11 protein-coding genes are annotated in these 12,723 nt (G+C 72.5%); 10 read left to right on the top strand and 1 reads right to left on the bottom strand.

Annotation, left to right across the window (positions count from 1 at the left end):
- The first annotated feature begins 118 nt into the window (after window positions 1–118).
- Window positions 119–559 carry a hypothetical protein gene (locus J5X75_RS32090; RefSeq protein WP_208471350.1) on the top strand — a complete coding sequence of 147 codons (441 nt, stop codon included), beginning with the start codon at window positions 119–121 and terminating at the stop codon, window positions 557–559.
- A gap of 57 nt (window positions 560–616) precedes the next feature.
- Here the strand turns inward: J5X75_RS32090 and J5X75_RS32085 are convergent, their stop codons facing one another.
- Window positions 617–1,615, bottom strand: coding sequence for a helix-turn-helix domain-containing protein (locus tag J5X75_RS32085; protein ID WP_208471349.1), 999 nt, complete (start codon window positions 1,613–1,615; stop codon window positions 617–619).
- A gap of 295 nt (window positions 1,616–1,910) precedes the next feature.
- Between J5X75_RS32085 and J5X75_RS32080 the strand changes: the two genes are divergently transcribed.
- The 9 genes from J5X75_RS32080 to J5X75_RS32040 all read left to right on the top strand — a co-directional run bounded on the left by J5X75_RS32080 (window position 1,911) and on the right by J5X75_RS32040 (window position 12,501).
- Window positions 1,911–3,437 carry a histidine kinase N-terminal 7TM domain-containing diguanylate cyclase gene (locus tag J5X75_RS32080; protein WP_208471348.1) on the top strand — a complete coding sequence of 509 codons (1,527 nt, stop codon included), beginning with the start codon at window positions 1,911–1,913 and terminating at the stop codon, window positions 3,435–3,437.
- A gap of 124 nt (window positions 3,438–3,561) precedes the next feature.
- Entirely contained in the window at window positions 3,562–3,873 is a 312-nt protein-coding gene (locus J5X75_RS32075) for a type VII secretion target (RefSeq protein ID WP_208471345.1), read from the top strand.
- The gene (locus J5X75_RS46165; RefSeq protein ID WP_307798387.1) at window positions 3,870–5,027 is read left to right on the top strand and encodes a WXG100-like domain-containing protein; all 1,158 of its coding nucleotides are present in this window, start codon (window positions 3,870–3,872) and stop codon (window positions 5,025–5,027) included. The genes J5X75_RS32075 and J5X75_RS46165 overlap by 4 nt, the downstream gene beginning before the upstream one ends.
- Window positions 5,027–5,341, top strand: a complete 315-nt coding sequence (locus J5X75_RS32065; RefSeq protein WP_208471344.1) for a hypothetical protein — start codon at window positions 5,027–5,029, stop codon at window positions 5,339–5,341. Before J5X75_RS46165 ends, J5X75_RS32065 begins: the two co-directional genes overlap by 1 nt.
- Before the next feature lie 93 nt (window positions 5,342–5,434).
- Window positions 5,435–5,935 carry a hypothetical protein gene (locus J5X75_RS32060; protein WP_208471342.1) on the top strand — a complete coding sequence of 167 codons (501 nt, stop codon included), beginning with the start codon at window positions 5,435–5,437 and terminating at the stop codon, window positions 5,933–5,935.
- Entirely contained in the window at window positions 5,935–7,305 is a 1,371-nt protein-coding gene (locus J5X75_RS32055) for a hypothetical protein (RefSeq protein ID WP_208471341.1), read from the top strand. Before J5X75_RS32060 ends, J5X75_RS32055 begins: the two co-directional genes overlap by 1 nt.
- Entirely contained in the window at window positions 7,302–8,624 is a 1,323-nt protein-coding gene (locus J5X75_RS32050; protein WP_208471340.1) for a VWA domain-containing protein, read from the top strand. The genes J5X75_RS32055 and J5X75_RS32050 overlap by 4 nt, the downstream gene beginning before the upstream one ends.
- 17 nt (window positions 8,625–8,641) lie before the next feature.
- Window positions 8,642–9,754, top strand: a complete 1,113-nt coding sequence (locus tag J5X75_RS32045; protein ID WP_208471339.1) for an ATP-binding protein — start codon at window positions 8,642–8,644, stop codon at window positions 9,752–9,754.
- Window positions 9,751–12,501, top strand: a complete 2,751-nt coding sequence (locus J5X75_RS32040; protein WP_208471338.1) for a DUF5682 family protein — start codon at window positions 9,751–9,753, stop codon at window positions 12,499–12,501. The genes J5X75_RS32045 and J5X75_RS32040 overlap by 4 nt, the downstream gene beginning before the upstream one ends.
- Window positions 12,502–12,723 lie beyond the last annotated feature (222 nt).

Genomic DNA, 12,723 nt, shown 5'->3' with positions numbered 1-12,723 from the left:
GGGCCGCCGCATTGATTGATTTCCTGTTCAGGGCGTCGAGATCAATCAATCACGCCGGTACGAAGGTTCTCGGTTGGGCGTCGTGACCAGCACGGCGCTCCCGACGAGAGGACAGATCGTGAAGAGCAGTGTGATCGGCCGGATCGGCGCCGGGGCGATGGCGGTGGCCGCAGGCGTGACCACCGTGGCCATGGGACCGAGCCCCGCGCTCGCCAGCGACGTCAACCCGTACTCGGCGTCGGCGATCTGCGGCTCGGGCTACACCGTCATCGACAAGGCGGTGAAAGAGGGCAAGTTCTACATGTACCTGCTCTACAGCAGCAGCACCGGCAAGAACTGCGCGGTCACCCTGAAGCAGACGAACCTCGGCGTCAAGACGCTGACCGACGTGTACATCATCCCCGAGACCGGTACCCCGGACGAGGACTACGGCAGCTTCGAGTACTACGCCGGCCCGGTCTACGTCAACGCCGCGGGCAAGTGCATCACGTGGGGTGGCTTCGCCGTGGTCTCCGGCACCAACCACTCGTACAACAGCCCGTGGGAGCACTGCGGCTGATCCGTCACCGTTGCGGGTGGCCGCCGTTCGACGGCGGCCACCCGGCGGATCAGGCCGTCATTTCGCCACCGGGTAGAGACAGGCGGTCGCCGCCGCGGCGCTCCGGTGCCCGGCGGCCGGCCCGGTGGCGCCACCCGCCGGGACGGTGCCGAGGTCGACGACCGGGGTCGGCGCCTCCCCGCCCAGGCACGCGGCGGCGGCCACGATCGGCTTCGCCCCGGCGGGCAGCCGATCGATCCGCCAGCGCATGGCGAAGCCCTCGTCGCCGGAACCGGTGAGCCCGATCTGATGCCACGACGCGGCGCCGTGCGCGTCCCGCGCGTAGTAGGCCGCGTATCCGACGATGTCGACCCCGCTGCCCGTGGCGTTCAGCACCACCTGGCCCGGATCGTCCGGATCGGCGGTGACCTCCAGGGTGATCGCGCTCGGCGCCGCGCGGTCACCGGGGCAACGGCTGACCGTCATGCCGGCGGGCGGGTTGCCGTGCACCACCGCCGAGGACACGACGCCGCCCCCGGCGACCATGAACCAGCGGACATCGGGCGTGCCCGCGGTCGCGTCGATGATCCGCTCGCCGAGACAGAATCCGGTCAACCCGATCGTGCAACCGGGCGGGACGGTGTGGATCTCCGGTTCCAGCCGGGCCGGTCCCTGCCGGACCTTCGCGCCGCTGCCGTACGTCCGAGCGGTGAACGTGGCGGTCTCCGGGACGGCCGGGCAGCCCGGTGCGGCCACCGTCGGGCTCGTCGCCGGGTCCGATCCGCCGCGCCGCGTCAGCGCCGTCGCCCCGGCCGCGATCACCACGAGCGCCAGCGAGCCGGCCAGCGCGATCCGGCCGGTCACCCGCGACGTGGGTCTCCCGGGGTCACCTCCGGGAACCGGCGCCTCCGCGGCGGGCGCGGCATCGGCGTCCAGGGCCTGCCAGCGCTCCCGCCACGCGTCCTGGTCACCGCCGAGGGCGCCGACGTACGCCAGAAGCACGTCCAGTGTCGGTTTCCGGGTCCCGCTGGCCGCCTGGGACAGGGTGGACGCGCTGTAGCCGGTCTTCCGCGCCATGGTCCGATACGGTGGACTACCGCCCTCGACGCGAAGTTTGCGCAGGTCATACGCAAGTGACTGCAGCGGACCCTCGGCCGGGTCGACCGGGCGCTCCTGGCGGGCCATGGCGTCTCTCCTCGCTTGCCGAACCCCAAACGGATGAACGACGGGCAACATGCACAAACCGCCGAATCCTATGGGGAGGGTCGTCCCGTGCGGTGAGCGCGCGGCGAGGTGATGTCCCGGGCCACTCCTCAACTCGCCCACCGCGGCACCGATTCGTACCGGCGCCAACCGTGGGAAGGGGCGGAGAATGCCGCTCGCAATGGCCGCCGTCTACCTCGGCGCGGGCCTGATCGCTCTGCTGTACGCCGTACTGACGTACCGGCGGCGATCCGAGACGCCGCTGGCCCTTCCGCTCAGCCTCGTCATGGCCGGTGCGGCGGAATGGGCGCTGGCCAACGCCGGCGTCCTGGTGGCGCCGGCGCGCGGGCCGGCGCTCGCCTTCAACTACGCGATCTTCCCCGGCGTGGCGCTGGTCATCGTGGGCTTCTTCTGGCACACCACGGTCTCCGCGGGATTTCGGCCGCCACGGCTCCCGCTGATGGTGATCCACCCGGTGCTGCTGGTCGCCGTCATCGCCACCGATCCGTGGCACCACGCCTTCTACCGGCAGGCCGAGGTGGCCGCCCTCGGTATCGAGGTGCAGCACGGCCCGGCGTACTGGGCACACCTCATGTACGGCTACGTCATGATGGGGACCGGCACGGTGCTGGTGATCCGGGCGATGCGCCGGGCGGTCCGCGGCCAGCGGCGGGTGTACCGGTGGTTCCTGGTCGGCGCGCTCGCGCCGACGGCGGGGAACCTGGTGACGGTCTTCCTCTTCGTGGACATGCAGGGGCTCGACCTGACCCCGGTGCTGTTCCTGGTCTCCGGGGTCGTCTGGTGGTGGACCGACCGCTCCGGCGTGAACTCCGAACGGGTGCCGGTCACCTACGCGCAGGTCATCTCGGCGCTCAGCGACGCCGTCATGGTGCTGGACGGCAACGGCCGGTTCCTCGACGTCAATCCGGCGGCGACCAGACTGCTCGCCACCGTCCACCCGGCGGGCGGCTCGGTGATCGGCAAGCGCTGGCCGGAGATCGCCGGCCCGCACTTCACCCCGATGGTCGCCGACGCCGGCCAGACCACCATCCACGGCGCCTCGGGTGACGTGTACGACCTGCGGGTCGTCAAGATCGAGGCGGGCGACGGCAGCTGTCCCGGCACCGTCGTGGTGGTGCGCGACATCACCGAGCTGGAGCGGCTGCGCGCCGAGCTGACCGAGCAGGCCGTTCGGGACGGACTGACCGGGGTGCACAACCGGCGGCACCTGACCACGGTGCTGGAGAGGCAGGCCCGTGCCGCGGCCACCGAAGGCCACCCCCTGTCGATCGTGATGATCGACGTCGATCACTTCAAAACCATCAACGACCGGTACGGGCACGCCGTCGGCGACCAGGTGCTCGTCGACCTGGGCCGGCAGCTGACCGGCTCGGTCCAGGAGTGCGACCTGGTGGCCCGCTACGGCGGCGAGGAGTTCGTGGTCGTGCTGCCGGGGACCGATGCGCGAGCCGCGGCGGAACGCGCCGACCGGTGGCGCCGGCGGTTCGCCGCCCGGACGGTCGACACCCCGCTCGGCGCCCTGAACGTCACGTTCAGCGCCGGTGTGGCGCAGCTGACCGCCACCGGCGACCCCGGCCACCTGCTGCACCTCGCCGACGAGGCGCTCTACCGGGCCAAGCGGGCGGGCCGCGACCGGGTCCTGGCCGCCGAGCCCACGCTGTCGATCCCGGGCTGACTCGTGCCGCCGGTCCGCTGAGCTGCGGAAACCGGAGTTATCCACAGGTTCGACGAGGGCGTTGAGGAGCGCCTCCCCAGACATCTAGCTTCCTTTATGTCATCTGTACGGGATGGGGGAAGCTGTGGTCGACCGGGGAAACGACGTGGTGTCGGTGACGCCCGCGGATCTGATCAGTCACGCCGGGCACATCGGTGTGATCGCCGACGTGCTCGGTGACGTGGGCCAGGCGTCCGAGGCGGTGCGGCTCGGCGCTCAGGCGTACGGCGAGTTGTGCGCCCTCGTCCCAGCGATGCTGAACGGGCTGCACGACGCCCTCGCCGACGGGATCCGGGCGGCCGAGGAGTCACTGCTCGAATCGGCCGCGCGGGTGCGCGCCACCGGCGAGCGCTACGCGGCCGCCGACGTGGCCGCGGCCCGGCGGGCCGGGTCGTGAGTGACGGCACACTCGTCGCCGAGCGGGTCGACCAGCCGCCCGACCCGTGGGCCGGGGTGTGGATCGTCGAGGACATCGAGATGATCGCCGCCGGCGTCCGCGACCGGGACTGGGTGGAGGGCGGCCTCGGCGGGGTCAGCGCCGGTCTCGACGCCCTGGCCCTGGTCTCCGACCCGGTCGGGGTGCTCCTCCAGTACGGCGTCTCCTGGATCATCGAGCACGTCGAGCCGCTGCGGGACACCCTCGACCGGCTCGCCGGTGATCCCGCGCAGATCACGGCGTACGCGCGAACCTGGCGCAACATCGCCGAGGCTCTCGAGGAGGAGGCCGGCCGGCTCGACCACGCGGTCCGGGGAGACGTGGCCGGCTGGGCCGGCGCGGCCGGGGAGGCCTACCGCGCGACCGCCCGGGAGCAGCACGGCACCCTGACCGCGCTGGCCGCGGCGTCCGGCACGATGGCGGCGCTCACCGAGGGCGCCGGCCTGCTCGTCGCCGGGGTCCGCGAGCTGGTCCGGGACGCGATCGCCACCCTGGTGTCCCGGCTGGTCACCTACGCCGCGGAGGTGGCCGCCACCTTCGGCGCGGCGACCCCGCTGGTGGTCGAGCAGGTCGGCACGCTCGTCGCCTCCTGGGCCGCGCGGATCGCCCGCTGGGTGCACGACCTCATCGCCAGCCTGCGCAATCTCCTGCCCAGGGTGCGGCGTCTCGACGACCTGATCGAGGAGTTGCGGCGGCTCGACCGGCAGCCGGACGGCGGCGCCGGCCCGCCGCCGCGGCCCGGGAAGGACGGCGACGACCAGCGGATCCACGACCTCGGCGACGATCCGGCCGTCGGCAGGCACCGCCCGGGCGAGTCGGAGAGCGCCCGGCGGATCGAGGAGGAGACCGGCGTCCGGCTCACCCGGGCCGAGAAGGGCTCGTCCGCCGACTGGGTCGACGAGACCGGGCGGACGTACGACGCGGTCGGCAACTTCGACAGCCGCCACTTCGAGCGGCAGTGGCCCCAACTGCAGTTCCAGATCGAACGGCATCTGGACAAAGCCGACCTGGTGCCGGTCGACGTGTCAAGGTTTACGCCGGAGCAGAAGGCCAGGGTGGAGCAGTTCATCGAGCAGCGCGGGCTGGGCCCGCGCGTCTTCGTGGTGGGGAAGTGATGGCGGGACTACTGGTGCTGAGACCGGATCTGGACTGGAGCGTCAGCGGCGGCCTGTTCTACTGGACCGTCGACTTCCTGGCCGACCGGGTGTCCGATCCGGAGGCGGCCGCCTACCTGCGGGAGATCTCCCAGGAGAACCTCGGTTCGCTGTGGCTGGCCGAGCTGCCGCCGGGTGCGCGTGCCCAGGCCGTCGAGCTGCTGCGCGACCAGCTGGTGCCGGCCGGCGACCGGGAGCTGCCCGGAGGGGAGGGGAAGGCGGCGGTGCTCGACCGGCTCCGCGAGCTGGCCGACATGGCCGGGCGCCTCGGCTGACGACCCCGGCGACCGGGCGCCGCACCGAGGCGACCCGGTTTTGTCGTACCCGTGGGATACAACTTCGGCACCTGTTTCTGAGGAGGTCTGGTTGTGACCAACGGGGGTGCCGTCCATGAGCGGCGCAGCGCAGTGCCCGTCATCGCGCCCGCCCGGCCGCGCAAGCTGGCCAAGGTGCCGTTCGTGGAGCTGGCCGACGGCCGGCTCCAGGGAGTGGTGTCCAGCGGGTCGGATGTGGAGCGTGTCTACGTCTCCTCCATCACCGCCGGTGACCACGGCCTGAGCTGCAACACCAACAACAACCGGCCGTGCGGTGGCCTGTCCGGCGGGTCGCGCGCCTGCAACCATCTGCGCGCCCTCGCCGACGCCGCCGTCGCACAGTACGGTCTGGCCCGCGTCACCCGCTATCTGAAGGCGACGCTGCCGGAGGGCACCGAGGACCTCTGGGCCGGGCTGCACACGACGACCGCGCCGCATCGCGCCGCCGAGGTGTTCAGCGGCTTCCTGCGCCACCTGGCCTATCTGGAGGTGCCCCCGACCACCGATCCGCTGCCCGAGTTGCAGTGGTTCCCGGCGGCCGGGGCGGTGCGCTGATGCTCGCCGACGCCCTGCGGGCCGTCCCGGCCGGCCTCACCGAGGCGCTCGGCCTGATCGACGGCCTCGACGACGCCCTGGTGCACGGCCTCGCCCGGCTCGACGAGGAGCGGGCGGCCGCGTGCGAGGCCTTCGCGGCCGCGTTCGCCGGCTCGCCGCTCGCCGACCGGGTCGCGGGTTCCGTCGACAAGATCATCGCTGGTGGGGTCACCGACGAGCACCTGGCCGTGCTGGCCGGGGGCCGTGCCGCCCTGCTCGGCGCCGCACACGACGCCCTGCTCGCCGGCCTCGACGAGGCGCTCGGCCGGTCCCGCGAGCGGTGGGCCGTCCCCGGTGACGCGTCGCCGTCCGGTGGCCTGTTCGCCGGCAGCCGGTCCTGGCTTCGCGAGCTGGCCATCGCCGGGTGGCGCGGGGTCGACCACGAGCTGGCCGGCGGCGCCGCCCAGACCGTGCAGGCGCTGCTCGCCGACCCGGCCACCCGGCGACTCGCCGTCCTGCTCGACGGTTTCGCCGCCGAGCTGCGCGGCGCCGCACCGGTGGCCACCCTCGACCGGGTTCCGGTGCGCCGCTGGGCCGACCTGTGGACCAGGTCCGTGCTGCTGTCCCAGGACGGTTTTCCGGCACCACCGGCCACCCCGGCGGACGGCCGGTTCCTGCTGCTCGGCGCTGACCTGCACGAGCACCCCACGGTGTTCCGCGCCCAGGCGCACGGCCTGCTGGAGACGCCCGGCGGGCAGGTGCGGCTGGTCCGGGCGAGCGTGGCGGCCGCCAAGGTCGACACGATCAGCGGCCCGTCCGCGTGGCGCATGCTCACCGCGTTTCCGGTGTTCCGGGCCGCCCTGGCCGGGCATCGCGTGGTCGAGATCTCCGGCATGCCGCTCACCCCGTCCGGCGATCTGCTCTGGGACGAGTCACGGGCCGTCCTGGGCGAGCCGGCCGACCCGTTCGCGACGGCCCGGGTCCGTCTGGGCGGGGCGACCGCGGCGCCGGTGTCCCCCCTGGACCGTCATCCGGCCGTCATCGCCGAGCCGGTGCTGCTGGAGGGCTACACGGCCGGGGCGGAGTCGTTCGAGCTGGCCGGTGGCGTCACCCTCGCCGTCGATGTGGACCGCCTGCCCGAAGCCGGTCCGCTGACCCCGGCGCTGGTCGCCGCCTCGACCGCCTGCCTGGGCCTGCTCCGGTGGGATGCCGGCCGCTGGGCGGTGCAGCCGCTCGCGGTCCAGGCGGTGGTCCGGAAGAAGCCGGTCACCGCGCACACCGCCGACTGGGCGCTCGGCCCCACCGACGCCCGGGCGGCGAAGGCCGAGGCGGCCGCCGGCACCGCGGTCGACGTGCTGCGCGAGCGCGCGGGAAGGCTGCTGCGCAAATGAGCGACGCGACGAGCGATGCGCCGGAGGAGACCCGCCGGCAGGTCCTCTACTGGCGGCTGCTGTCCCGTCTGTTCGACCCGGAGGAGCAGGCCGCTCTGGAGTCGGCGAGCATGGCGATCGTCGGTGACCTGGGGCTGCCGGCCGCGCTGCTCGACCCGGCCGTCTCGGTGGACACCGTGATCCAGCGGTTCCCCGAGTTGGAGCCGGAGTTCGACGGGCTGATGAGCGACCCCGGCGACGACCGCGACGGCGAGGTCCGGCGCGCCGCCCTGGCGTCGAAACTGCTGCTGAACGTCTTCGGCACCGGCACCGGCAGCGTGACCGCCGAGCAGTTGCAGCGCTGGCAGGCCGACGCCGGCCGGTTCGAGCGGGCGATGGGCGGTGAGCCGGGGCAGCTGCGCGGCCGGTCCGCGGGCGACGACTCCGGCCTCGGCGCGGCGCTGGCCGGCATCGAGGGCGACCTGGTCAGCCGGATGCGGCTGCGCGAGGTGCTGGCCGACAACCGGCTGGCCCGGCAGCTCACCCCGAGCATGTCGCTGATCGAGCAGCTGCTGCGCGACAAGCACAATCTGGACGGCACGGCGCTGGCCAACGCCAAGGCGCTGATCCGGCGGTTCGTCGACGAGGTGGCCGCGGTCCTGCGCACCCAGGTCGCCCAGGCCAGCGCCGGCACGATCGACCGCTCGGTCCCGCCGAAGCGGGTCTACCGCAACCTCGACCTGGACCGCACGATCTGGAAGAACCTGCCGAACTGGAGCCCCGAGGACGAGCGGCTCTACGTCGACCGGCTCTATTACCGGCAGACCGCGAAACGGATCGAGCCGGCCCGCCTCATCGTGGTGGTGGACCAGTCCGGGTCGATGGTCGATTCGATGGTCAACTGCACCATCCTCGCCTCGATCTTCGCGGGCCTGCCCAAGGTCGACGTGCATCTCATCGCCTACGACACCCGGGCGCTCGACCTCACCCCGTGGGTGCACGACCCGTTCGAGGTGCTGCTGCGCACCAACCTCGGGGGCGGCAACGACGGGCCGGTCGCGATGGCCCTGGCCCGGCCCAAGATCGCCGATCCGCGGAACACCGTGCTGGTCTGGATCTCCGACTTCTACGAGTTCGACCGGTCGCAGCCGCTGTTCGAGGGGATCGAGGCGGTGCACCGGTCCGGGGTCAAGTTCATCCCGGTCGGCTCGGTCAACAGCTCCGGCTCCGAGAGCGTCAACCCCTGGTTCCGGCAGCGCTTCAAGGACCTGGGCACGCCGGTGATCTCCGGTCACATCCGCAAGCTCGTCACCGAGCTCAAGAACTTCGTCGCCTCCTAGAGTTAAGGACTTTCCCGATGTCTGACATGCTGCGTGCCCCGGCCGAGGTGAAGTACGCGGAGGAGCTGGACTGGCTGGAGTCCGTCGACGACGGCCCCAAGCCGTTCTCGTGGCGCCTCAGCCCGAAGATGGTGCGACTGTTCATCCTCGGCTCGGAACGCGCCGACGGCCTGGCCCGGGAGATCGCACCGAAGTGGTTCGGCGACCGCAGCTTCGTCGAACGGTCGATCGTCACCCTCGCCTCGGACCGCGGGCTGCTGCTGATCGGTGACCCGGGCACCGGCAAGAGCTGGCTCGCCGAGCTGCTCGCCGCCGCCATCAGCCGCAACTCCACCCTGGTCGTGCAGGGCACCGCCGGCACCACCGAGGACCACATCAAGTATTCGTGGAACGTCTCGATGGTCATCGCGAAGGGCCAGTCCCGCGCCTCGATGATCCCGTCGCCGATCATGACGGCCATGGAGGGTGGCGTGATCGGCCGCTTCGAGGAGCTGACCCGGGCCACCAGCGACGTCCAGGACGCGCTGATCTCCATTCTCTCCGAGAAGTACGTGTCGATTCCGGAGCTGGACGACGACAACATCGTCTTCGCCAAGCCCGGGTTCAGCGTCATCGCCACCGCGAACAGCCGGGACCGCGGCGTCAACGATCTGTCGTCGGCGCTCAAGCGGCGGTTCAACTTCGTCCGCATCCCGGTGGTGACCAACCGGAAGAGCGAGGCGGAGATCGTCCGCTTCCGGACCGAGGAACTGCTGCGCCGGCACAACATCGAGCTGGAGGTTCCGCCCACCCTGCTCGACGTGCTGTTGCAGAGCTTCGCCGACCTGCGCGCCGCCTCCGCCTCGGCGGCGAGCGACGACGAGCGGCTGGAGTCGGCGCTCTCCACCGCCGAGCAGATCGGCGTCCTGGAGGACGCCATCCTGCACAGCACCTTCTTCGGCGCCAGCGCGCTGACCGCGGAGGCGCTGGCCGGCTCGCTGGTCGGTTCACTGGCCCGGCGCAGCCCGGAGGATCTGGCCATTCTCAACAAGTACTGGCACGGCGTGATCGAGCCGCGCAGCCGGGAGCAGAGCGGCGAGTGGACCGGCTTCCTGGAGGGCGGCCGTCAGGCGATTGCGACCCTGTCGTGACCTTCGATGCGTTGCGTGAACAGCTGATCTCCGCCGCCGAGTCGCTCGGCGGCGGGCCGGCGGCGCTGCCGGAGATCCTCACCGGGATCGTCGACGACGTCGACCACGCGCTGCGGGAGCCGCTGGAGATCTTCCCGGTCTGCCACCACTCGCCGACCTCCGGTCTGGCCATGCTCCGGCGGCTGCGCGAGAAGCAGCCCAAGGTCGTCTACCTGGAGCTGTGCGAGGATCTCCAGCCACTGCTCACCGAGCTGCGCAACTGCCGGTTGCCGGTGGCGTTGCAGGCGTTCGCCTCGGAGCTCACGGGCTTCCCGAAGGAGTCCGCGCCGCTGTCGGTGATCGCGCCGATCACCGAGGCGTCGGCCGAGTACCAGGCGATCTCCTACGCGCTGGAGACGCCGGGGGTGGAGCTGGTCCTGGTGGACCGGTCCACCGACCACGTCTTCCAGTGGGAGCCCGACGTGCCGTCGGCCGGCGGCGGCGAGCCGGAGGAGGACCTGCACGGCGACGCGGTCGGGGTGGAGATCGGTGACCTGCGGCCCCGTTTCGCCGAGCTGGAGGAGCACCTGCTGCACCACGGCCGGGTCCGGCACTGGTCCGAGTGGTGGGACCAGTATGTCGAACAGCCCCTGGCCGGCGCCGACCACGAGACCTACCGGCAGGTGATGGTGCTGGTCGGCAGTCTGTTCCGGAGGCTGGCCCCGCACGACACCCGGCGCTTCGCGAGCGACGAGGACCGGGAACGCTACATGTGGACCCGGATCCGCGAGCATCTCGCCGCCACCGGCGCCGACCCGGCCGACTGCCTGTACGTCTGCGGCGCCTTCCACGCGGCCAGCCGGGTTCCGGAGGCCGGTTCCGCCCCGGGCACGCCGGATTTCGCGATCAGCCCGCGGACCGGCACCACCTGGCTCTACGGCCTGATCCCGTCCAGCCACTCGGCGATCGAGGCGCAGTTCGGGCTGGCTCCCGGCTCGGTGTCGATCGCGGCCGCCACCTGGCGCAAGCAGCTCACGAAGCACCGGCTCACCCCCTTCACGCTGGAGGGTCGGAGGAGCAGTGGCCGGAGGAAGGCGCTACCCGTCGCGGCGGCGCCCGGCCCGGTGACCGACCACCTCAGCGGCTATCTGTCCGGCCCGCCCGCACTGGACGGGCTGGACGAGGAGGAGCTGCGCGGCTGGTGCGTCGACATCGTCCGGCTGGCCCGCCGCAACGGCTATCTCGCCAGCACCGCCGACGCGATCGCGGTCTTCGAGACGTCCGTCCTGCTGGCCGGCATGCGGGGGCGGGCACGGCCGACGCCGTACGACTTCCAAGACGCCGCGGTCACCTGCATCGAGAAGGACACCGTGCCGGGCCGGCGCGACGTGCGGCGGCTCTGCGAGATCCTGCTCGGTGGCGACCGGATCGGCCGGGTCGGCTACGCGGCCATGCCCCCGCTGGCCCGGGACGTGTTCGACCGGCTCGAACCGCTCGGCCTCAACCTGGAGCAGCGCAGCATCCAGCGGGCGCTGCTCGATCTGAACGCCCGGCCCGAGCTGGCCGCCTGCTCCCAGCTGCTCTGGATGCTGCGGTACCTGTTGCCCGCCCCGGCGATCCGACCGATCATGGGCAGCCGCCGGCTCGGTGAGAAGCACTTCCAGGAGAGCTGGGACCTCGACCTCGGCCGCCACCAGCGTTCCGTCATCGAGTTGGGCTACGAGGGCGTCACCGTCGAGCAGGTCCTCGAACAGCGGCTGCGCCGGGACGCCTGGGACCCGAAGGCGACCGCGGCCATCGCGCTGAAGGCGGTGGAGGACTCCCTGCTGTTCCTGGAGAGCCCACGGCTGACCGACGAACTCGGCGCCCGCGCCATCGAGCTGCTGTCGGCGGAGCGCACGGTCGACGACGCGCCCGCGGTGCTCCGCCGGATCCGCCGGCTGCTCGGCCACTACCGCGCCACCGCGCCGGTGCTTCCGGCGTGGTGCGAACGCTTCGTGACCACGGGGTACGCGCACTACTGCACCCTGCTGCCCACCGCCTTCGTCGACGAGGCGACCGGGGTGCGGCAGGTCGGGGCGATGCTGGGGTTCCTGTTCAGCATGGAGAGCCTCGCCCTGTCCCTGGGCTGCGACCGCACCCAGCTGGAGATCGCGGTCCGGCAGTCGCATCCGGAGTCCCCGGCGAAGGTGGCCCTGCTCTGGGCGGCACTGCATCAGCTGGGCGCGCTGCCGCTGGCCGACCTGCGGGCCCGGGTCGGCGAGCTGCTCGGCAACCCGCTGGTGGTGCCGGCCGTCCCGCAGTATGTGAGCGGCTTCGTGCAGGCTCTCGAACCGGTGCCGAGGCTGACGCCGTTCGTGGTGGAGACCCTGTCCCGGGCGTTCGGGGAACTGCCCGACCCGGTGCTGCTGCCCTGGCTGCCCCAGCTGATCATGACGTTGCGGCAGCAGGCCGCCGAGTTGGTGCCGGTGCTGACCAGGGAGGCGGGCCGCACCTTCCCGGGCACACTCGCCGCTCTCGACGCGTGGATCCCGCCGTGGAAGGCGCCGGCCCGGGCGGCCCGGCCGGCGGTCGTGTCGGCGGGTCCGGCGGGCGCCGCGGCGGCTCTCCTGGCGTCCGGCCGATCGTCGGCGGATGCGGTGGCGGCCCTTCTCGGCTGCGAGGGGGAGTGGACACCGTCCGGCCCGGTGCGGGACGAGGCGCTGGTGGGCCTGCTCACGGCGTACCCGGAATCGGTCGAGGCCGTCGCCGGCCTGATCGGCGTCTGACCGGCGAGAGGGCGGGCAGCGAGGGCGAGGAAAGGTCTGACCGGCGAGAGGGCGGGCAGCGAGGGCGAGGAAAGGGACGTCGGCGTCTGACCGGCGAGAGGGCGGGCAGCGAGGGCGAGGAAAGGGACGGCGGATGAGATGCGGCCGCGGGGGGCGGGGGGGCCCCCCCCCGCCCCCCCCCCGGGGGGGGGGGGCCTTGGGGGGGGGGGGGGGGGGGCGGGC

The sequence above is a fragment of the Actinoplanes flavus genome, assembly GCF_017592555.1.
Taxonomy (GTDB): Bacteria; Actinomycetota; Actinomycetes; order Mycobacteriales; family Micromonosporaceae; genus Actinoplanes; species Actinoplanes flavus.
This window is presented reverse-complemented; position numbering and strand designations above follow the sequence as displayed.

Bases quoted from the DNA above. Each gene is read 5' to 3' on its own strand.
- J5X75_RS32080 (WP_208471348.1), top strand. From the start codon at position 1,911: ATGCCGCTCGCAATGGCCGCCGTCTACCTCGGCGCGGGCCTGATCGCT.
- J5X75_RS32045 (WP_208471339.1), top strand. From the start codon at position 8,642: ATGTCTGACATGCTGCGTGCCCCGGCCGAGGTGAAGTACGCGGAGGAG.
- J5X75_RS32055 (WP_208471341.1), top strand. From the start codon at position 5,935: ATGCTCGCCGACGCCCTGCGGGCCGTCCCGGCCGGCCTCACCGAGGCG.
- J5X75_RS32085 (WP_208471349.1), bottom strand. From the start codon at position 1,615: ATGGCGCGGAAGACCGGCTACAGCGCGTCCACCCTGTCCCAGGCGGCC.
- J5X75_RS32065 (WP_208471344.1), top strand. From the start codon at position 5,027: ATGGCGGGACTACTGGTGCTGAGACCGGATCTGGACTGGAGCGTCAGC.
- J5X75_RS32050 (WP_208471340.1), top strand. From the start codon at position 7,302: ATGAGCGACGCGACGAGCGATGCGCCGGAGGAGACCCGCCGGCAGGTC.